The 21,191-nt window shown below is 59.1% G+C and carries 13 protein-coding genes; 11 read left to right on the top strand and 2 right to left on the bottom strand.

The window, feature by feature from the left end:
* Window positions 1-170 precede the first annotated feature (170 nt).
* The 8 genes from gltB (at window position 171) to GEOBRER4_RS06870 (ending at window position 13,061) form a co-directional block, all read left to right on the top strand.
* Window positions 171-4,754, top strand: a complete 4,584-nt coding sequence (gene gltB / locus GEOBRER4_RS06905) for a glutamate synthase large subunit (protein ID WP_185244783.1) — start codon at window positions 171-173, stop codon at window positions 4,752-4,754.
* A 33-nt stretch (window positions 4,755-4,787) separates the two neighbouring features.
* Window positions 4,788-6,269 carry a glutamate synthase subunit beta gene (locus tag GEOBRER4_RS06900; RefSeq protein ID WP_185244782.1) on the top strand — a complete coding sequence of 494 codons (1,482 nt, stop codon included), beginning with the start codon at window positions 4,788-4,790 and terminating at the stop codon, window positions 6,267-6,269.
* Between the two features lie 303 nt (window positions 6,270-6,572).
* The gene (locus GEOBRER4_RS06895; protein ID WP_185244781.1) at window positions 6,573-7,247 is read left to right on the top strand and encodes a hypothetical protein; all 675 of its coding nucleotides are present in this window, start codon (window positions 6,573-6,575) and stop codon (window positions 7,245-7,247) included.
* A 955-nt stretch (window positions 7,248-8,202) separates the two neighbouring features.
* Window positions 8,203-8,868, top strand: a complete 666-nt coding sequence (locus tag GEOBRER4_RS06890; protein WP_185244780.1) for a choice-of-anchor N protein — start codon at window positions 8,203-8,205, stop codon at window positions 8,866-8,868.
* 518 nt (window positions 8,869-9,386) lie between these two features.
* Entirely contained in the window at window positions 9,387-9,590 is a 204-nt protein-coding gene (locus tag GEOBRER4_RS06885; protein WP_185244779.1) for a PGPGW domain-containing protein, read from the top strand.
* Window positions 9,591-9,631: 41 nt separating this feature from the next.
* A complete protein-coding gene (locus GEOBRER4_RS06880) occupies window positions 9,632-9,913 on the top strand; it encodes a TFIIB-type zinc ribbon-containing protein (RefSeq protein ID WP_185244778.1) in 282 nt (93 codons plus the stop codon).
* Between the two features lie 19 nt (window positions 9,914-9,932).
* Complete coding sequence (locus tag GEOBRER4_RS06875) at window positions 9,933-10,481, top strand: hypothetical protein (RefSeq protein WP_185244777.1); 549 nt, start codon at window positions 9,933-9,935, stop codon at window positions 10,479-10,481.
* Window positions 10,482-10,511: 30 nt separating this feature from the next.
* Window positions 10,512-13,061 (top strand): cation-translocating P-type ATPase, encoded by a 2,550-nt coding sequence (locus tag GEOBRER4_RS06870; protein WP_185244776.1) that lies wholly within the window; start codon window positions 10,512-10,514, stop codon window positions 13,059-13,061.
* Between the two features lie 82 nt (window positions 13,062-13,143).
* On the opposite strand, the gene GEOBRER4_RS06865 is transcribed toward GEOBRER4_RS06870, so the two are convergent.
* Window positions 13,144-14,091, bottom strand: a complete 948-nt coding sequence (locus GEOBRER4_RS06865) for a DMT family transporter (protein ID WP_185244775.1) — start codon at window positions 14,089-14,091, stop codon at window positions 13,144-13,146.
* Window positions 14,092-14,567: 476 nt separating this feature from the next.
* Here GEOBRER4_RS06865 and tsaA point away from each other — a divergent pair, with 476 nt between their 5' ends.
* Window positions 14,568-15,086, top strand: a complete 519-nt coding sequence (gene tsaA, locus GEOBRER4_RS06860) for a tRNA (N6-threonylcarbamoyladenosine(37)-N6)-methyltransferase TrmO (RefSeq protein WP_185244774.1) — start codon at window positions 14,568-14,570, stop codon at window positions 15,084-15,086.
* A 227-nt stretch (window positions 15,087-15,313) separates the two neighbouring features.
* Window positions 15,314-15,520 carry a hypothetical protein gene (locus GEOBRER4_RS06855; RefSeq protein WP_185244773.1) on the top strand — a complete coding sequence of 69 codons (207 nt, stop codon included), beginning with the start codon at window positions 15,314-15,316 and terminating at the stop codon, window positions 15,518-15,520.
* Window positions 15,521-15,856: 336 nt separating this feature from the next.
* On the opposite strand, the gene ftsH is transcribed toward GEOBRER4_RS06855, so the two are convergent.
* Window positions 15,857-17,728, bottom strand: a complete 1,872-nt coding sequence (gene ftsH / locus GEOBRER4_RS06850; protein WP_185244772.1) for an ATP-dependent zinc metalloprotease FtsH — start codon at window positions 17,726-17,728, stop codon at window positions 15,857-15,859.
* A 436-nt stretch (window positions 17,729-18,164) separates the two neighbouring features.
* Between ftsH and GEOBRER4_RS20270 the strand changes: the two genes are divergently transcribed.
* Window positions 18,165-21,086, top strand: a complete 2,922-nt coding sequence (locus GEOBRER4_RS20270; RefSeq protein WP_185244771.1) for an EAL domain-containing protein — start codon at window positions 18,165-18,167, stop codon at window positions 21,084-21,086.
* Window positions 21,087-21,191: the final 105 nt, after the last annotated feature.

Below are 21,191 nucleotides of genomic sequence, written 5' to 3'. Positions count from 1 at the left end.
CCCCGTCAACCTCCCCCTCCCAAGCCAAGACGCCACAGGCAACAGCCGCGACCATAAAATAGCCAGTTAGCGCGTATACTTTTTTTCAGCCCTCAATCTGCAAATATGGCACGGTGGGTGCTAGCGTATCCTTATCGATCGCAGCAACGCCACCTCGCAAAGGTTGAATCATGAAAACAATCGGCTTACCAAAGAAGCAGGGGATGTACGATCCCCAGTTCGAGCACGACGCCTGCGGCGTCGGATTTGTCACCCACATCAAGGGGAAGAAATCCCACGAGATCGTCCAGCAGGCGATAACGGTCCTTGCGAACCTCGACCACCGCGGCGCGGTCGGCAGCGAGCACAACACCGGCGACGGCGCGGGGATCCTGATCCAGATGCCGGACGCCTTCTTCCGCAAGGTCTGCCCCGAGTCCGGGTTCGAGCTGCCGGCGCCCGGCGAGTACGGCGTGGGTATGCTCTTCACCTCCCCCGAGGCTACCGAGCGCAGCGCCGCGAAGCACCTGTTCCAGCGGATCGTCTCCGAGGAAGGGGTGGAGGTGATCGGCTGGCGCGTGGTGCCGACCGACAACTCGCTTCTTGGCGACACAGCCAAGGCGGGCGAGCCGCTGGTACGCCAGATCTTCTTCAGGCGCAACGCCGCCTGCCCCGACGAGGACGCCTTCAACCGGAAGCTCTACGTCGTGAAGCAGCGCGCCCTGCACGAGATAAGGGACAAGGGGGTCGACCCCTTCTGGTACTTCTCCAGCATGTCCACCCGCACCCTGGTCTACAAGGGGATGCTGATGCCGGCCCAGCTGGACCAGTACTACCCCGACCTGCGCGACGAGGCGGTTACGACCGCCATCGCGGTGGTGCATTCCCGCTTCTCCACCAACACCTTCCCGAGCTGGGACCGCGCGCACCCGTACCACATGCTGGCCCACAACGGCGAGATCAACACCCTGCGCGGCAACGTCAACTGGATGCACGCCCGCCAGTCGATGTTCAGCTCCGACCTGTTCGGCGACGACATGAAGAAGCTCCTGCCGGTGATCGACGCCAACGGCTCGGACTCCGCCATGTTCGACAACTGCCTTGAGCTCCTGGTGCAGTCCGGCCGCTCGCTCCCCCACGCCATGATGATGATGGTCCCGGAACCCTGGGAAAACCACGAGACCATGAGCAAGGAAAAGCGTGCCTTCTACGAGTACCACTCCTGCCTGATGGAGCCCTGGGACGGCCCGGCGGCCCTCACCTTCACCGACGGCCGGATCATCGGCGCGGTCCTGGACCGAAACGGCCTGCGTCCCTGCCGCTACTACCTGACCGACGACGACCTGGTGGTCATGGCGTCCGAGGCGGGCGTGCTGCAGGTGCCGCCCGAGAAGATCATCAGGAAGGGGAGGCTGCAGCCGGGCAAGATGTTCCTGGTGGACACGGTCCAGGGGCGCATCATCCCTGACGAGGAGGTGAAAGGGGAGCTCGCCTCGGCCAAGCCGTACGCCGACTGGGTCAAGGTGAACCACCAGCTGCTCAAGGACATCCCGAAGACCAACAAGGCGCCCTTCATCGAGCACTCTCCCTTGCTGCAGCGGCAGAAGTCCTTCGGCTACACCTTCGAGGACCAGCAGACCATCATCGGCCCGATGGCCTCCGACGGCATCCAGCCGCTGGGCTCCATGGGGACCGACACGCCGCTGGCGGTCCTCTCGGAGAAGCCCCAGCTTCTGTACAACTACTTCAAGCAGCTCTTCGCCCAGGTGACCAACCCGCCGATCGACCCGATCCGCGAGGAAATCATCACGGCGACCGCGGTCCGTATCGGCTCCGAGTCGAACCTCCTGAAGCCCAGCTCGTCGAGCGCCCGGGTCATCCGCCTGGAGCACCCGATCATCAGCAACGAGGACTTCGAGAAGCTCAGGAACCTGGAGCGCCCCGGCTTCAAGAGCACCACGTTGTCGCTGCTGTTCAAGGCCGCCGACGGCGCCGAAGGGATGGAGAAGGCGCTGGAGAGCCTTTTCAACACCGCCGTGCACGCCATCGAGACCGGCACCACGATCCTGATCCTTTCCGACCGGGGCGTTAACGAGGAGTACGCCGCCCTCCCCGCCCTTTTGGCGGTGGCCGGCCTGCACCACCACCTGATCCGGACCGCCACCCGCACCCACGCCTCCATAGTCCTGGAGTCGGGCGAGCCCCGCGAGGTGCACCATTTCGCGGTGCTCTTAGGCTACGGCGTCACCGCGATCAACCCCTACCTTGCCTTCGAGTCGATCGACGACATGATCCAGCAGGGGATGCTCCCCGGGCTCGACTATAAGACCGGGGTCAAGAACTTCATCAAGGCTTCCATCAAGGGGATCGTCAAGACCATGGCCAAGATGGGTATCTCCACCATCCAGAGCTACCGCGGCGCCCAGGTCTGCGAAGCGGTCGGCCTGCACGACTCGGTGATCCAGAAGTACTTCACCTGGACCCCCTCCCGCATCGGCGGCATCGACCTGGAAGGGATCGCGAACGAGCTTCTGACCCGCCACCGCAAGGCGTATCCGCACCGGGTCGCGGCAGAACCGTCGCTTGACCCCGGCGGGCAGTACCAGTGGCGCCAGGAGGGAGAGGAGCACCTTTTCAACCCGCTCACCGTCCAGTCGCTGCAAAAGTCGACCAGAACCGGGGACTACCAGGAGTTCAAGGTCTTCTCCAAGCTGATCGACGACCAGAACGAGCGCATCTACACCCTGCGCGGGCTTTTGGACTTCAACACCGAGATCAGGGTACCGGTGCCGCTGGAAGAGGTAGAGTCGGTCGAAGAGATCATGAAGCGCTTCAAGACCGGGGCCATGTCCTACGGCTCCATCAGCCAGGAGGCCCACGAGGCCCTGGCCATAGCCATGAACCGGATCGGCGGCCGTTCCAACACCGGCGAGGGGGGCGAGGACCCGGCGCGCTTCACCTGGACCAACGAGCAGGGTGACTCGAAGAACAGCGCCATCAAGCAGGTCGCTTCCGGCCGCTTCGGCGTCACCAGCAACTACCTGACCAACGCCTCCGAGCTGCAGATCAAGCTGGCGCAGGGGGCAAAACCGGGCGAAGGGGGCGAGCTCCCCGGGAGCAAGGTCTATCCGTGGGTCGCCAAGACCCGGCACACCACCCCCGGCGTCGGGCTGGTATCGCCCCCGCCGCACCACGACATCTACTCCATCGAGGACCTGGCGGAGCTGATCCATGACCTGAAGAACGCCAACCGCCGCGCCCGTATCAGCGTCAAGCTGGTTTCCGAGGTAGGGGTCGGCACCATCGCGGCCGGCGTCGCCAAGGCCCATGCCGACGTGGTGCTGATCAGCGGTTACGACGGCGGCACCGGCGCCTCCCCGCTCTCCAGCATCAAGCACGCGGGGCTCCCCTGGGAGCTGGGGCTTGCGGAAACCCACCAGACCCTGGTGCTCAACAACCTGAGGAGCAGGATCATCGTCGAAGTGGACGGGCAGCTTAAGACCGGTCGCGACGTGGCCATCGCGGCGCTTTTGGGGGCCGAGGAGTTCGGCTTCGCGACCGCGCCGCTGGTGACCCTGGGTTGCGTCATGATGCGCGTATGCCACTCCAACACCTGCCCGGCAGGCGTAGCTACCCAGGACCCGGTCCTCAGGGCGAAGTTCGCGGGGAAACCTGAGTACGTGGTCAACTACATGCGCTTCGTCGCCCAGGAAGTGCGCGAGATCATGGCGGAGCTCGGCTTCCGCAACTTCAACGACATGGTCGGGCGCGCAAACCGCCTGGAGCCCAAGCGCGCCGTCGCCCACTGGAAGGCGCGCGGCCTCGACTTCAGCAAGATCCTGTACCAGCCGCAGATGGCTATCAAGGGTAGCCGCTACTGCACCGAGGCCCAGGACCACGGGCTGGAGAAATCGATCGACTACACGAAGCTTTTGGATCTGTGCAAGCCGGCCCTGGAGAAGAAGGAAAAGGTGAGCGGCGAGTTCCCGATCACCAACGTGGACCGGGTAGTCGGGACCATAGTGGGCAACGAAGTCACCCGCGCCTTTGGATCGGAGGGGCTTCCCGACGACACCATCAGGCTCAAGTTCCACGGCTCCGCGGGCCAGAGCTTCGGCGCCTTCATCCCGAAAGGGATGACCCTGGAGCTTTCCGGCGACACCAACGACTACCTGGGCAAGGGACTCAGCGGCGGCACCATCGCGGTCTATCCCCCCGCGGGTTCCAGGTTCAAGGCCGAGGAGAACATCATCGCCGGCAACGTCGCCTTCTACGGCGCCACCAGCGGCAGCGCCTACCTAAGCGGCATCGCCGGGGAACGCTTCTGCGTCCGCAACTCCGGGATGAACGCGGTGGTTGAGGGGGTCGGCGACCATGGCTGCGAGTACATGACCGGCGGCATCGTGGTCGTACTGGGTGAGACCGGCAGGAACTTCGCCGCCGGGATGAGCGGCGGCATCGCCTACGTCCTGGACGAGACCGGGCAGTTCAAGGACCACTGCAATACCGACATGGCGGACCTGGAGCAGCTGGACGAGCAGGACCAGGAGACCGTCAGGGGGATGATCGAGCGGCATAAGGAGATGACCGGCAGCAGCCGTGCCGCGGCCCTTCTGAAAGACTGGCGCAGTTACGCCCGTAAATTCGTCAAGGTCATGCCGAGGGACTACAAGCGGGTACTCCAGGCGCTCGCCCGCGCCGAAGCCGCCGGGTTGAGCGGCGATGAAGCCCTGGCAGCGGCATTCGAGGAGAATGCCAGCGCGGCCGCACATTAAAATAACGAGCAATCTTGCGAATAGGATAGAGCTATGGGAAAAACAACCGGATTCATGGAATATCTTCGCGAACTCCCCTCCGACCGCGAGCCGCTGGAGCGGCTGAAAGACTGGGACGAGTTCCACCTGCACCTGCCGGAAGAGAAGCTCCGCATCCAGGGCGCCCGTTGCATGGACTGCGGCATCCCGTTCTGCCACACAGGGAAGCTCGTGAGCGGCATGGCCTGCGGCTGCCCGGTCAACAATCTGATCCCCGAGTTCAACGACCTAGTGTACCGCGGGCTCTGGAAGCAGGCCTTTGACAGGCTGCAGAGGACGAACAACTTCCCCGAGTTCACCGGCAGGGTCTGCCCCGCCCCGTGCGAGGGGTCGTGCACACTGGGAGCCACCGAGCCTGCGGTCACCATCAAGAACATCGAGGTGAGCATCATCGAGCGCGCCTGGGAGGAAGGATGGGTCACCCCTAACCTGCCGCAGGTGCGGACCGGCAAGAAGGTGGCGGTGGTGGGTTCCGGCCCCGCAGGGCTCTCTGCGGCCGAACAGCTCAACAAGGCCGGGCACCAGGTGACCGTGTTCGAGCGGGCGCCGCTTCCCGGCGGGCTTTTGATGTACGGCATCCCGAACATGAAGCTGGAGAAGCAAAACGTGGTGATGCGCCGCATCCGGTTGATGGAGCAGGAGCAGATCACCTTCGTCTGCAACACCAGCATCGGCGGCCCCGACTACCCGGTCGAGAAGCTGCGCGCGGAGTTCGACGCCGTGGTCATGGCCACCGGCGCCACCCTCCCCCGCGACCTGAACATCGAGGGGCGCCCGCTCGAGGGGATCCACTTCGCCATGGACTTCCTGACCGCGAACACGAAGGCGGTCCTGGGGCAGGAAAAGGAGTTCATCTCCGCGCAAGGAAAGGACGTGATCATCATCGGCGGCGGCGACACCGGCACCGACTGCGTGGGCACCTCGCTGCGCCACGGCTGCAACTCCGTCACCCAGCTGGAGATCATGCCCCGTTCCCCCGACACCCGCGCCGAGGATAACTGCTGGCCGGAATGGCCCAAGACCCACAAGGTCGACTACGGGCAGGAGGAAGCGGCGGCGAAATTCGGCGCAGACCCGCGCGTCTTCCTCACCACCGCGACCAGGTTCGAGGGGGATTCCGAGGGGAAGGTGAAGGCGGTGCACACGGTCCAGGTCAAGTGGGAGAAGAACGCCCAGGGGCAGTTCGTCCCCACCCCGGTGCCGGGTACCGAACAGGTCCGGCCGGCGAGCCTCGTGCTCCTGGCGATGGGTTTCCTGGGACCCGAGCAGGAACTCCCCGCGGCACTCGGGCTTGAGCGGGATCCGCGCAGCAACATCAAGGCGGAGTACGGCCGCTACGCCACCAACATCCCCGGCGTGTTCGCAGCCGGCGACTGCCGCCGCGGCCAGAGCCTCGTGGTCTGGGCCTTCAACGAAGGGCGCGGCGCAGCGCGCGAGTGCGACCGTTTCCTCATGGGAGAGACCGAACTCCCGTAGGCTCAATGGCAGTGTAAGTAGCCCCAAAAGGCACTCGGGACACCCCGGGTGCCTTTTTTTCCCCAACAGCATCGCACGCGGATTAACGCGGAAACAAAGCGATAACTGCAGATCAACACCCCGTAAAACCACACCTCTTTAGTTGTTTCCCTCCGGATCCACCTGCCGTTATCCGCGGTTTCCGTTGAATCCGTGTGCATGCCGTTGATCTTGCGCCAGGAAAAAGTGCCTCCACCGCTGGACAATAAATTAACTTTGATTAACATTTGACACATCACCCACAACAGCAAAAGGAGGTGCACGGTGTCATCTATTCCGGAACTATTGGCTGTGACGAACCTCAACGAACTCAGCATCAACGACTTCATCGCCCTGCTGCTGACTGTCGCCGACAAAACGGACCTGCATCCTGCCCTTAAGGAGGGGCTTCCTGAATACTTCTCCGGCGGCGAAAAGCTGAGGGAGATGGCCGGGAACCTGAGGCAGCTGCGCGACGCGGCCGCCACCGGCAACCGCGAGGCGAAGGCGGAAAAAATGGCGGCTTGGGAGGCGGGGAAGCTGGCGGTCGCCATGAACGCCCAGCACCTCACCATGCTCTCTTTGCACCGTAAAGACCCAAGCCTGTTGAACAACATCGGGCTTGAACTGAAGCAAAGGCAGCAAGGGGGCAAATCCTCTGTCAACGTGCTTGCCGAGACCCCGGTGGTTACGGCAAAACACGTGCAGGGTCCGTCCGGGCCGGTTTCCGGCTCCATCGTCGTGGTGATAAGCCGGGCGAAGAATACCATCCCCTTCGAAATGCAGATGACGGACGACCCTTCCAACGAATCGTCCTGGAGCAGCCAGGGGATTCACCAGAAATCGAGGATCGAATACCAGGAGCTGGAACCAGCCAAACGTCTGTATTTCAGGGTCAGGTACCACATCGACGGCAAAACCAGCCAGTGGTCCCCGACCGCCAACATCATCGTCCTTTGACACTTTAGCCCTGAGAATAGAAACAGGGACGCGGCCGCACCGGAAGATGCAGCCGCGTTCTTTTTTTGTCCTCAAATCGTTCACACCCAAGGCCGAACCGGATCAGGTTTCCAGATTTCGCCTCTATCCTTCAGAAAAGTATGAATGAAGAGTCAGGAACTTTGCAGGAACTTCCCGCCCCCGATTCAATTCTCCCGAAACTGAATGCGGATTAAAGCGAATCGAGTGCTTTTTGCAGCTACCGGTGCATTTATTCCACAAAGCTTTAACGGTATCTCCTAAGCTGTATGCCCTTTTGCGCAAATGAGTGCAGCTTCGCCTGAAGTGAATTTACCTGGGGTCAAACCGGAATCAGTTCACGAAAAACCCGCCCCCCTTTCCCGGAACCGTTCGCGTTTTTTCCAAACCCGTGGCCACTTTTCAGGCAAAGCGTTCCGTTTTCCATGGAACGCATCCAGATTAGAGCGGAGAGCATTTACTTCACAAAAATACACTCGCATTTTTTGCAGACCGCACGCGCTCCTCCAATTCACGACTCCTTTTGACCTCCAACCCCGTGCGGGTCCGGCGCATCTGACATCAGCTGTAAAAAAACCCGACATAATCAAAATCTACATCGAGCTGGCAGTTTCCGGTGCCAGGGATGCTAAGGCTGCATGTTTTTACACAAATTGTAAAGAATGTGTGTTTCTGACAAGCAGGAACTCTTTACAACTCAGTGTCGGTTTCTTTTACAACCACGATGATCTTCGCCTGTCACCATTAGTTTTTTCTGCTCCAGCCGACACCTTCAAACTTCAGCGCCCCCCGAATTCTCCACTGATTTCAAACTAATTTGCCTGTTTCTGCCACAGGTCCAACAGAGGCACCACACAGTACTAGTCGGATTGTCATTATGGCACGGCTACTGCACATACTGGGCATCTGATTAACCACTAGAGTGAGGGTAACTGCCATGAAAAAATTCATAATGACAACTGTGCTGGCGCTGACCATGATAGCAACGCAGGCTTTTGCTATCCCCAACCTGCAGCTGTACATTCCAGGGGCGACATATACCGACGAAACCTGGGTCATCAGCAGCAACAGCTTCGAACTGTGGGTGATCGGCAACGCCAAGTTCCAGCCGATCTCCGACGTGTACCTGGCCGCCGCATACGCGACCGGAGAGACCGGAACCATCAGCATCACCCCTACCGGCAGCCTCACTCCCCTTGCGACGGCTTATAGCGGCGGCGACGGGTCCGTGCCTCTTTTGGGTGACGGCAGCAAGCTGGCGCCCCATGAGCCCTGGGGCCCGGGAACCAGCTGGTACTCCTTCCTCCTGGGAGATTTCACCTCCAATGCGGACACCATTTACGATTACACCAACGGTACTTCGGACCAGGGCACAGGTCAGATCAACAAGTACAACGTCGACGTCACCGGTTACGCAAGCGGGCTGCACTTCGACGCTTACGACCACATCGAAAGCAAAAACCACACTAAATACATCTTCGCACCGTTCTCCCACGACGGAGAGAACGGCGCGAACCCGGTTCCGGAACCGGGCACCGTGGTCCTTCTGGGCGCTGGCCTTCTCAGCCTCGCGATCTACGGGAAACGTCGTCGCAACCCTTAACCAAAACTGAACATTGCCGGCCACCGCTCTCGCGGGGGCCTTGAGAAACCCGGCTTTTGCGGCCGGGTTTTTTTATCTCTGCCTTATCAAGTACAGCGATGGTTCCGCCTGACAGGTTGCTCTTTTGGCATGATTTGATATTATGTCGCTCATGTACAAGATCCAAGCCGCAATATTTCTCATCACGATTGTGCTGCTTTCGCCGGTTGCATGTTTTGCTCATGCATGCACTGCGGATCACGCCCTGGCGAAATCAGGTGTGCAATTGCATCTGGAATCCTCAGAGCAGTGCCCAACTCAGCACGAGTCCGACTTTTGTGAAACGAGTTGCTGTTGTGCCGATTTTGTCCAGATTTCGCAATTCTCAGGCCTCGCGTACTCCCCAGAAATCGCATCCAACTACATTCCCACACGCGTTGCTTATCTTCCACAACTTCCCGACCCAATATACGTCCCCCCACAAAACCGTTCCCTTTCTGCCTGAATTCAGCTCAACCCCGATCTTCGGGGTACCGGTAATGCCGGCAAAATCGCTCAACATGCTGAAGCGGTTCTTCGTCGCTTTCATTGGTCAAACGCTGGTCGCCGTCGGCAGTGCCATGATCGTAATGCCCGGTCCTGCAATCGTCATGGATCCACGTCGCATTTGGGGTACTGGCGAGCTAATTAGCCTGGGCACGGTGCCTGTTGAGGCAATTTCGCGAAGAGATCTGACGCCTTAGTAGCCATAGCAAACCTCATCAATCAAAGGAGAAATACCACCATGAAATGTCCCGTATGCACAGGAGTAGACCTTAAGATCGCCGAGCGACAGGGTGTGGAAATCGACTACTGCCCGGATTGTCGTGGAGTTTGGCTTGATCGGGGGGAGTTGGACAAGATAATAGAGCGCTCTCAACCGCAAACCGTGCAGTCTACCATCAGCCAGCAGCCACAACAAGACGGGTACCGGCCGCAATACCATGACAAACACCACGATGACCACGGTCATGGGGTGCATGGATACCACAGGAAAAAGTCGTGGCTGTCCGAACTATTTGACTGACATTGCAGAGGACAAATGAATGATTAAACAGCTCGTACTGGTCATAGTATCACTGGCGATCATCGCCTGCTCCCAGGAGAAGCCATCAGAGGCGCCAAAGAAGCTGCCGGCAGTAACCCTGACGCCAGCGGAGAGGGAAAGCCTGCTGTCTTTTCAGAAAAACCTGCTGGATAAAGAGTACATAGCGGACAAGGCGGTCAAGATTGCAGTCACAGAGATTAAGAATGCCATTTCCGGCGGGCAGGCCACAGCAGACCTGCCCGCCATCATAGGACGGGCAAAGGGTGAATGCCTGAAAACAGGTGCAGAACTGACGCAGAGCGTTATCCCGGCAAAGTTGCCTCCAGAGTTGCAGGCATCGTTGCGGGACGGCCGGGACGCGCTTATCGCTTCTTATAAGGCGTATGGAGAAGCATTCGATGCCCTCAGGAGCTTCACAGCTGAAAAGAATCCGATGTTGCTGCTTGAATACCGGAAGAAGTACGCAGAGGCCCAGGAGTTGTACGGTGGTGCCGCACAAAAAATCAAAGGGGCTCTGAGTTCATGCGGAATCGCAACGGCAAACTGATCGTCAAAAGAATCTAGATCTGGAGGCCGGATGGCTGTGCTGATGGAACGACATAATTCTGCCGGGCTCACCTCGGGGGAGGCGGCGCAGATTCTCGCGGAAGAGGGCCCAAACGAGCTCCCTTCTTCGGGGCCACGGGGCAACCTCCGCATCGCCCTAGACGTCATGCGGGAACCTATGTTCCTGCTGCTAGTCGCCTGCGGCGCTATCTACCTGTTGGTCGGGGACATGCAGGAAGCGCTGATGCTCTTGGCCTTCATTCTTTTCGTCATGGGCATCACCCTTTACCAGGAGCGGAAAACCGAGCGCGCCCTGGAAGCGCTCCGAGACCTTTCCAGCCCCCGTGCCTTGGTAATTCGCGATGAAGTCCAGAAACGGATTGCCGGTCGCGAGGTGGTTCGCGGCGACATCGTCATTCTTGCCGAGGGGGACCGGGTGCCCGCCGATGCCCTTGTGCTCGACTGCACCAACCTGTCTACTGATGAATCGCTGCTGACCGGCGAATCGGTGGCAGTCCGGAAACGTCCGGGCGATGCTTCAACGCCCTCAGTTCCGCCGGGTGGCGACGACATACCGTACGTGTTTTCCGGTTCACTGGTCGTAAGCGGCCAGGGGATCGCACGGGTTACCGCCACCGGCAAGCAGAGCGCCATCGGCAGGATAGGTATTGCGTTGCAGGAGGTCTCGGACGAAGATAGCCTGCTCCAGCAGGAGACTGGACGGCTGGTGCGCTTTCTCGCCAGTGTGGTCATGGCACTGTGCGCCGTCCTGATCGTCACCTATGGCCTTACCCGTGGAGCCTGGCTTGACGGCGTGCTGGCCGGGCTTACCCTTGCCATGGCAGTCATGCCCAACGAACTGCCGGTGGTCCTGACCATCTTCCTCGCCTTGGGGGCCTGGCGGCTCTCCCGTACCCAGGTCCTCACCCGGCGGTCGCCGGTGGTTGAGACCCTCGGTTCGGCCACAGTACTCTGCGTCGACAAGACCGGCACTCTGACCCAGAACCGGATGACCGTCACAGCCCTGCACGCCAACGGCATTTTCTGCCCGATCGGGGATTTTCGCAACGCTCCTCCGCCGGACATCTTCCACGACCTTGTCGAATTCAGCATCCTTGCCAGCCAGCGTGACCCGTTCGACCCCATGGAGCGGGCAATCAAGGAGTTCGGCGAGGCATACCTTGCCCACACCGAACATCTGCACGGCGACTGGTCTCTGGAAAAGGAATATCCGCTTTCTCCGGCACTGCTGGCCATGTCCCATGTCTGGCGGGCGCCGGCAGGAAAAGAGTACGTAATCGCCGCCAAGGGGGCACCTGAGGCTGTGGCGGACCTTTGTCATTTCAACGAGCAGCAACAAGGTGAAATGATGAGTGCAGTTACCCGGATGGCCGACGACGGGTTGCGCATACTCGGGGTGGCCCGCTCGAACTTCCAGCAAAAAGGGCTTCCTGGGGAACAGCACGATTTCACCTTCGAGTTTCTTGGACTGGTCGGACTGGCCGATCCGGTGCGGCCCACGGTTGCGCCAGCCCTTGCCGACTGTTACCGCGCTGGCATCAGGATGGTGATCATCACTGGCGATTATACGGGCACAGCAAAGAGCATTGCCCGGCAGATCGGCTTGAAGGATTTGGATCAAGTGATAACGGGCCAGGAATTAGATCAGATGGGTGAGACCGAATTAAGTGAGCGAATTCGAACTGTCAATATTTTTGCCAGAGTAGTTCCTGAACAGAAACTGCGTTTAGTGCAGGCGCTCAAGGCTAACGGCGAGATCGTCGCTATGACCGGCGACGGAGTCAACGATGCCCCGGCGCTGAAAGCCGCGCATATCGGCATTGCCATGGGCGGGAGGGGGACAGACGTGGCGCGGGAGGCATCAGACATGGTGCTTCTGGACGATGACTTCGCCTCTATCGTCCGAGCGGTCAAAATGGGACGGCGGATCTTCGACAATCTGAAGAAGGCTATGGCCTACCTGCTGGCCATACATGTGCCTATCGCAGGCATGTCGCTCATCCCGGTCTTCTTCAACTGGCCGCTTCTGTTCATGCCGATCCATATCGCATTTCTCCACCTGATCATCGATCCGGCCTGCTCCATCGTCTACGAAGTTGAACCGGCCGAGGCCGAGGTAATGGACCGTCCCCCGCGCGACCCCAATGAACCTCTCTTCAACCGGAGCGTTCTGTTTTTGAGCACGCTTCAGGGGATTGGAGTCCTACTGGTATTACTCACGGTCTTTGGCGTCTGCCTGGGCCGTGGGCAGGGAGAATACGAAGCGCGTACTCTAGCCTTCATGACCCTGATCATCGCCAATCTAGGGTTGATGATGACCAATCGGTCCTGGTCGGCGACCATGGGAACCCTGCTGAAAGCGCCAAATTCTGCACAATGGTGGGTCACCGGTGGGGCAGTGACGTTTCTGACAATTGTGCTGAATGTCCCTATGGCCAGAGAAGTATTCCGCTTCGGTGCAGTTCATCCGCTGGACGTTGCCATAACATTATCAGCAGGTATTTTCAGCGTCATCTGGTTTGAGCTCTTCAAAGTTCTCTATCTGAGGAGTCACAGATAACAGACTGAAAATCGGAAGCTGGCAGAACTGCTTGCCAAAGCGACCCCGGTGCTTATAGTCACCGGGGTCGATGCAATTGTCATCAGGAAAAGTCCGTTCTCACCGCCCCCCTACCCGCCTTTCGCACGGGTGCCCTGGCACCCAGGTACAAAAGCAGCAGAGATCCCCCCAGTAAGGCAATGCCAAGAATCCCCACAGGGGTGAAACGCTCCCCGAAGAGGATCCAGGCCAGCGAAGTCGCCACCAAAGGCTCCAGGAGCGTGCTGATACTGGCTGCTGTTGCGGAAGTGGAACGCATCCCTTTGAAGAAGAGAACGTAGGCCAGAGCCGTCGGTATCGTGCCAAGGTAGACGAGCAGCATCCAGGCCAAAGGCGTATAAGTCGCTGCCATCCCTTGAGTGAAACCGAATAGCACCGCGGCGCCGATGCTGAAGCTGATGGCAAGGGACTGAAAGGGGTCGCAGCGCGCGGCCAGTTTCTGCGAGGCAAGGGTGACCAGCCCATAGCTCAAGGCGGATACCAGGGCAAGCACGATGCCACCGGTATCCGCTCCGGAGAGTGCGGAGTGATCCTGAAAGAAAACCAGGACGGCCGTGCCGGAAAGAGCACCTACCAAGGCCACCAAGGTCGGCCTGGAAGGTCTCTTCCTGGTAGCAGCGACCGAGATGACGGCAACCATGACCGGAGCCGTACAAAGGGTGACGACTGTCGCGACAGCCACCCCGGTACGCGCGATGGCAGCGAAGAAGCAGACCTGATACAGCGCGGTCAGGAGCCCGATCAGCGTCATCAGCCCCAGGTCGCCACGGGAAACCTGCAGCATCTTTTTACCCTGCCTGGCCCAGCAGACCGGGAACAGCACCGGGAGGGAGATGGCGAGCCGGAAGAATCCGATCGAGAGAGGATCGGCCGCGGCCACGCGGTAGATGGTTTTTGTCGAAATACCGACAGTCCCCCAAAGGACTGCGGCGAGCATAATCAGAATGAGCCCGCGGCGCGACTCGGCGCGGGCAGCGTATATCGACTGCATGTGAAATCTCCTTGAAACTCAGTGAAAGGGAACGATCTGAGATCAAGGCAGTAAGGCGCAATCCTAGTGGGGAACGCAGTACGCGAACTGGAGGGTGTAACCGGCCAGACTGCCCTGGTTAGGCGAGAATGGCTGAGGGAGGGGGTAATATGCTGGAGAAGGGATAGTACATGGGACGTGTATATCAGCAGCATGTGCCGGTTGTCAAACCCCAACTGCATCGCACGCGGATTAACGCGGAAACAAAAACGATAACTGCAGATTAACTTCCTGCAAAACCTTACATCTTTAGTTGTGTTTCTTTAGATCAACCTGCCGTTATCCGTTGTTTCCGGTAAATCCGTGTGCGTGCCGTTGATCTGCACTACCCCTGAGAGAGGAAAGGTGCTACACTGCGAGCCCGCTACACGGCCCAGGCATCAAATGCTTGTGGGTTGCACCTGGATAAATCGCAGCAAAGAGAGATACCGCCTGATATGTTCCAAGACGTAGGTTTCACGTACCGCCCCATCGGCCTTTTAAGATCCCCCTATTCACGCCGCATCGACGCACCGCACCAAGGCACGGTTACCGAAGGCACCCACACCGGCGAGCCTGCCATCGCCACCCTGGAGCTACAGGAGTGGCTCGACGAAGAAGCGATACGGGACCTGAGCGGCTTTGACAGGCTCTGGCTCATCTTCGCCTTTCATCTGAGCGAAGGGTGGCGAAGCTCGGTTAAACCTCCGCGCGGGGGGCCAAAGCGCGGGGTGCTGGCAACCCGTTCGCCGCATCGTCCAAATTCCATTGGGCTCTCGGCGGTGAGCCTGGTGAAGGTCGAGGGAAAGACCTTGCACCTGCGCGGCGTTGACCTCCTGGACGGCACACCTGTTCTGGATATCAAACCGTACGTGCCCTACGCGGACGCCTTTCCCGACTCAAAAGCGGGTTGGATTGACGAACTGGATGAAAAGGTGGGCCGCTATTTTGCACCGGGTCCGCGAAAGCCGCGGTAACCGAATCACGTTGCTGCGCGTGCTCCATTGACTGCCAGTGCTGTACCACAAAAACGGCCTATACCCCCTTTAATATCCCGGGAATCACGGAAGTAGTCTGCGTAGAGCGTTATGGCAGTCCCCTCTTCTTTCCGGATTCCGTGCGGTGGCACCAGACCAACGGCAAGTAGGATAAACGCTACATACAGAGAGTGATGATTATTGGGAGTTGCTTGGAGGGTTTAGATATGGCAGAGAACGAATCGGTTCTGGTCATCGCGGACGAGGAAATCCGGCCATTCTACCAAATGCTCCGAATTGGGCAGGCACTAGTGACGACCACTTCCCACGAGCAGGCCACCGTGTCGCTTCGAAAGGGGGGAGTGGGGCTCCTCATCCTTGACAGCGGCCACGACGCTGAAATGGGGCTTTCCATTCTGTCAGGCCTGAAATAGGAATTCACCTCGGTACCGATCATCTTTCTGGCAGATCTTGTCAACGAAGAGATGGCTGTCAGGGTGTTCAGAGCCGGGGCCCGAAACTATTTCAGTAAACCCGTCTCCTTTTCCGAGATCGAACAAAACGTCATTGCCCTCCTAAAATTGCGGCGCTGTTGCAACGAGACGCGGGAATCGCTCAGGGTGGGGGATTTGGGAAAGGGCACCACGCATGACCTTGTACTCCGGTCCCATATGCCGTTAGGTCTTGACCGGGCAATCTGCTGCATGCAGGAGCATCTAGGCAGCGATCTCAGCCTCAATGAAATCGCCAAGGAAGCAGGAATGAGCAAGTTACTGATCTGGTACTACGCGGCGGACGGGGTGAAGGACCTCCTCCACCCGGGCACCGTCAAGGGTCTCCTCTTCCTGCAGGGCTTTCGCCAAGGCGTCCAGACGGGCTCGGTGCTCCGCCAGCAGCCGATCAGCAACCTTTTCGCATTGCCGGATCAGCGCAATGATCTCCTGGTCGATCCTCCAGGCCATCGCCTCCGAAAATCCCTTTTCCTCGGCCAGCTTAAGCCCCAGGAAGGGATGCTCTTCGCCGCGGGTAAATACAACCGGCCCGATCTTTTCGCTCATCCCCCACTGACAGACCATCTTCTCGGCCAGATCGGTAACCATTTTCAGGTCACTCTTGGCGCCGGTGGAGACTTCTCCAAAGACAAGCCGCTCGGCAGCCCTCCCCCCCAAGGCGACACTGAGGCGGTTTTCCAGATAGCTCCGGGGGTAATAGTAGCGGTCATCCTCTGGGAGTTGCTGGGTGATCCCCAGCGCCATCCCGTGGGGTATGATCGTTACCTTGTGGATCGGATCCGTTCCGGGGAGCAGCGTGGCAATCAGGGTATGCCCTGCCTCATGGTAGGCGGTGATCCGCTTCTCGTTGTCAGAAATGACCATTTTGCGTTCGCCACCCATCAGGAGCTTGTCCTTGGCCTGCTCCAGGTGGGCCATGGTGACTGCGGCGGCCCCCTCCCGCGAAGCAAGAATGGCCGCCTCGTTGACCAGGTTCTCCAGGTCGGCGCCGGTCATTCCGGGAGTCCCCTTGGCGATAATTACGAAATCGATTCCTTCGGCCATCGCGATCTTGCGCGTATGAACCCTGAGTATTTTTTCCCGGTCCCGCCAGTCCGGCCGTTCGATCACTACATGCCGGTCGAAGCGGCCAGGGCGCAGCAACGCCGGATCGAGCACATCGGGGCGGTTAGTTGCTGCTAACACGATCACCTCCTCGTGCTGGTCAAAACCGTCCATTTCGGACAGAAGCTGATTCAGCGTCTGCTCCCGTTCGTCATGGCCGCCACCCAAGCCGGTGCCGCGGCTGCGCCCGACGGCATCGATCTCGTCGATGAAGATGATACTCGGCGCACCCTTCTTGGCACTGGTGAAAAGGTCCCGGACTCGGCTGGCGCCGACCCCTACAAACATCTCTATGAACTGGGATGCGGAGATGGTAAAGAAGTTGACCCCCGCCTCTCCCGCCACCGCCCGCGCCAGCAGGGTCTTCCCGGTGCCCGGAGGCCCCACCAGCAGTACCCCCTTCGGCACCTTGCCCCCAACGCGACGAAACTTCTCAGGTTCCTTCAGGTAGTCGACGATTTCCTTCAGCTCCAGTTTGCTGTTCTCCATGCCGGCCACATCGTCAAAGGTGACATTGACCTTCTCCCCGGTGCCGTACATCTTTGCTCCGGATTTGGCGAAGCTGCCGAACATCCCCCCGGAGCCCATCTGGTTACGGACGTTGCGGGCGATGTACCACCAGACGCCAATTATCAGCAGCCAGGGAAGGATCGACAGGAGAAAAGACATCAGGGGCGATGCTTCGGTGGAAGCGGCGATGATCTCCACCTTGTGAGCAGTCAGTTCCGCAATGAGCGCCGGATCGGCCGGCGCCGGCATGGTGGTGGAGAAGGCACCCACTTCCCGCGTGACCTCTTTCCCCTGTACCGTGTTGGACACCAGAATCTTCTTCAGGAATTCACCGCGGACGGCCGTCCCCTTGAACCGGACCTTTTTCAGATTGTTGCCGGCAAGTTCGCTGCGAAAGCGGCTGTAGCTTATCTCGGCACTCTGCTGTGCATCGCGCAGCAGGTAGCTGTAACCCATATTGAACAGGATCGCAGCCAACATCATAAAAAGAATCGTACGCCAGGCTTGTTGGTTCATGGCACTCTCAGGCCTCTCCCTCTTTGCACACAAAGGTACCGCAGCCTCAGGCTAGCGGGACCAGTTCCTTTTCATTGTAACACGTTTCATGGCGGGTATTATCCCAACAACATCTGAAAATAGCAGGCTTTTTCCTCTCCAGGAAGGCTGTAATTTGTTTCTGCACCATCAAATTACGAAAAACCCACAGCTGGCTATGGACAGCAGTGGGTGTTCCGAACCTTCCGTTTCGATTGTACCCATCAAGTTACTGGCATAGTCACCGATAAAGAGCAGTATTCCGCCGGTTGCATGCGTCGCAGTGCTGCGATTCTTTTTTGACTGACCAGCTTTGGAAGCGGTCTCACAAATACCTACCATGTGACATAAAAGTCGTCCGCAGACCCTTTCCCATGTTGCCGGCCACTCTTACTTAACCACAGGGAGACAGGCTGAGGTGAACCAACTGCAACAAATATTCTTCCTGAGAACCACTAACGTCAACATCATCAAAATCAGGGGGCTGGCTACCGCCGCCGTCTGGACCCTGCTGATAGCGGGTGCTGCGGCCTGGACCGTGCAGCAGGCGCGGCATCAGGCGCTCCAGCTCGCGGAAACCGAGGCGCGGATTTCCCTCGCCAAGGACCTGGCCTTCAGAAAATGGGCCGGGAAACGCGGGAATATGTACCTGCCGCTGGGAGAGCAGGTTACCCCGACCCCCTTTCTCAACCATGTTCCTGACCGTGACATCACGACAACGGAAGGTGAGAGACTCACCCTGAAAAACCCCGCCATGATCATGAACGAGATCACCAGGGAAGCCCCGCAGCTCTACGGCGTGAAAACCAGGATCACCTCGCGGCTGTACCTGAACCCGGTGGACGCCCCCGACGAATGGGAGAGGACCGCGCTGTTCATCGTCGAGGGGACGCGACAGGATTACCACGGCGTGGTGGATATCGACGGCAAGCCGTATCTGCGAATGATGGAACCGTTGATCATGGAGGACTCCTGCCTCAAGTGTCACGCGTGGACCGGGATCAAGGTGGGGGAGTTGCGCGGCGGCACCAACGTATCCATTCCACTCGAACCGTTCTACGACGCGGCACGGACGCAGATGCAGGGGGGCCTGGTGAGTTACGCAGGGATCTGGCTCCTTGGGATTACCGCCATCGGTTTCATCACCCGAAGGACCATGTCTCTCGAAGTGGAGCGCTGCGACGGCGAGGCCCGGGTGCGCGAAAAGAACCTGCAGCTAGAGACCGAGGTGACCGAGCGAAAGAACCTCGAAAACGAGCTGCGTCATTCCCACCAGCACCTTCTGAACATCATCGACTTCATGCCCGATGCCACGCTCATCATCGACATGGAGGGGCGCGTGCTCGTCTGGAGCAGAGAGCTCGCACGGTTGACCGGGGTGCCGCCTGAGAGCATGGTCGGCAAGAAAGATTACGAGTACGCACTTCCCTTCTACGGCAAACGGCGCCCGATTCTAGTCGACCTCGTCCTTAACCCGAACGTCGAGGTGGAGGAACAGAACTACGAAGGTTTTACCCGTAACGGAGATATAGTGCATGGCGAGTGTTACGCGCCTGGGCTTGGCGCCACCCCCGCCTATATCACCTCCTCCGCCTGCGTGCTGCGCGACAGCAAGGGCGAGGTGATCGGCGCCATCGAATGCATACGTGACACTTCCGATCAGATGAAGGCGCAGAAGCGGATCAAGCTGCTGGCGAAGATCTTCAACGAAAGCGGCGAAGCGATCGTCATCACCGACAGCGAGAACAACATCATCGAAACGAACGTCGCCTTCGAGCAGTTCACCGGTTATACGCGCGAGGAGGCGCTCGGCAAGAACCCGAAGATCCTCAAATCGGGGATCGAGGACATTACCTTCTACGAGTCGATGTGGCGCTCCATCCTGGAGACGAACTACTGGCAGGGGGAGATCTGGGACAAGCGCAAGGACGGCACCCTTTATCCCAAATGGCTCACCATAACCGCGATCAAAGACCGGGATAACCGCATCACCAACTACTTCGCGTCCTTCTCCGACATAACCCAGCGCAAGGAGGCAGAAAAGCGGATCGAGCAGCTGGCCCACACCGACACGCTCACCACGCTTCCGAACCGGCACACGCTCGTCGAAAGGCTGTCCCAGGCGCTCGAACAGGCGAAACGGGGCTCCCACCAGCTGGCCGTCTTTTTCATCGATCTCGACCGGTTCAAGACCATCAACGACACGCTGGGACATCACGTGGGGGACCTGCTTTTGAAGGAGGTTGCGTCAAGGCTCAAGAGTTCCTTGCGCGCTGAAGACATAGTCGCCCGCTTCGGCGGCGACGAGTTCGTAGTAGTCCAGCCCCAGATCCGGTCACATCTCGAGCCGGCGCATCTGGCGGAAAAGATACTGCAGACAGTATCCTCTCCCTATTTCCTTGATAACAACGCGGTGTACACGAGCCCGAGCATCGGCATAAGCGTCTTCCCGCATGACGGCGGCTCGGTATCTGAACTCTTCAAGACCGCAGACATCGCCATGTACCATGCAAAGGCCGCCGGCAGAAACACCTACCAGATGTTCACCAAGGAGATGCACACGGCGGCACGACAGCGGCTCGCGATGGAGAACAACCTGCGCAGCGCGATCACCAACGACGAATTCGTGCTGCACTACCAGCCGCAGGTGGAGGCGATCACCGGCAAGGTCACCGGTCTCGAGGCGCTGGTGCGGTGGCAGAGTCCGGAGGCTGGCCTCGTGTCACCTGACCTGTTCATCTCCATCGCCGAGGAATCCGGTCTCATCCTCGAAATCGGACGGCATGTCTTTGAAATGGCTTGTGATCAGGCTGCAAAGTGGAAGAAGGCGGGTGTGCCCTTCGAGAAGATCAGCGTCAACCTTTCGGCGCGCCAGTTGCAGCAACCAGAGCTTCCTGAAATACTCTCCTCGATTATGGCGAGCTACGGTGTCGAGCCCGGGATGATCGAGTTGGAGGTTACCGAGAGCATGACCATGGAGCGCCCTGTAGAGAGTGTCAGGATCCTCGGGGTACTAAAAAGCATGGGAATCGACCTCGCCATCGACGATTTCGGCACAGGATATTCATCATTGAGCTATTTGAAGCTCTTCCCGGTGGACAAACTGAAAATTGACCGCTCCTTCGTGAAAGACATAGAGACAGACCCGGATGATGCAGCGATCGCGTCGGCGACCATCGCCATGGCGCATTCCCTGGGCAAGAAAGTGGTGGCGGAAGGGGTGGAAACGGCTGCCCAACTTGAGTTCCTGGTCCAAGAAGGCTGCGACATCATTCAGGGGTATTTCTTCAGTAAACCACTCTCAGCCGAGGACGCTGAGGCGTATCTGAAGAAAGCTTGAGCTTGCCTGCGCTCTTCTCGCACCGACTAAAAAGCCCTTCGCAAAGGCGAAGGGCTTTTTTCGTTCCCGCTCATCGCCGCCATAAACGGCCTCTCCGGTTGTAAT

The sequence above is a fragment of the Citrifermentans bremense genome, assembly GCF_014218275.1.
GTDB classification, from domain to species: domain Bacteria; phylum Desulfobacterota; class Desulfuromonadia; order Geobacterales; family Geobacteraceae; genus Geomonas; species Geomonas pelophila.
The sequence above is the reverse complement of the archived record's forward strand: the minus strand, read 5'-3'. Positions and strand labels throughout refer to the sequence as shown.

Excerpts from the sequence above, each read along its gene's own strand:
- gltB (WP_185244783.1), top strand. The coding sequence starts at position 171 with ATGAAAACAATCGGCTTACCAAAGAAGCAGGGGATGTACGATCCCCAG.
- GEOBRER4_RS06900 (WP_185244782.1), top strand. The coding sequence starts at position 4,788 with ATGGGAAAAACAACCGGATTCATGGAATATCTTCGCGAACTCCCCTCC.
- GEOBRER4_RS06890 (WP_185244780.1), top strand. The coding sequence starts at position 8,203 with ATGAAAAAATTCATAATGACAACTGTGCTGGCGCTGACCATGATAGCA.
- GEOBRER4_RS06885 (WP_185244779.1), top strand. The coding sequence starts at position 9,387 with ATGCCGGCAAAATCGCTCAACATGCTGAAGCGGTTCTTCGTCGCTTTC.
- GEOBRER4_RS06880 (WP_185244778.1), top strand. The coding sequence starts at position 9,632 with ATGAAATGTCCCGTATGCACAGGAGTAGACCTTAAGATCGCCGAGCGA.
- GEOBRER4_RS06875 (WP_185244777.1), top strand. The coding sequence starts at position 9,933 with ATGATTAAACAGCTCGTACTGGTCATAGTATCACTGGCGATCATCGCC.
- GEOBRER4_RS06870 (WP_185244776.1), top strand. The coding sequence starts at position 10,512 with ATGGCTGTGCTGATGGAACGACATAATTCTGCCGGGCTCACCTCGGGG.
- GEOBRER4_RS06865 (WP_185244775.1), bottom strand. The coding sequence starts at position 14,091 with ATGCAGTCGATATACGCTGCCCGCGCCGAGTCGCGCCGCGGGCTCATT.
- tsaA (WP_185244774.1), top strand. The coding sequence starts at position 14,568 with ATGTTCCAAGACGTAGGTTTCACGTACCGCCCCATCGGCCTTTTAAGA.
- GEOBRER4_RS06855 (WP_185244773.1), top strand. The coding sequence starts at position 15,314 with ATGGCAGAGAACGAATCGGTTCTGGTCATCGCGGACGAGGAAATCCGG.
- ftsH (WP_185244772.1), bottom strand. The coding sequence starts at position 17,728 with ATGAACCAACAAGCCTGGCGTACGATTCTTTTTATGATGTTGGCTGCG.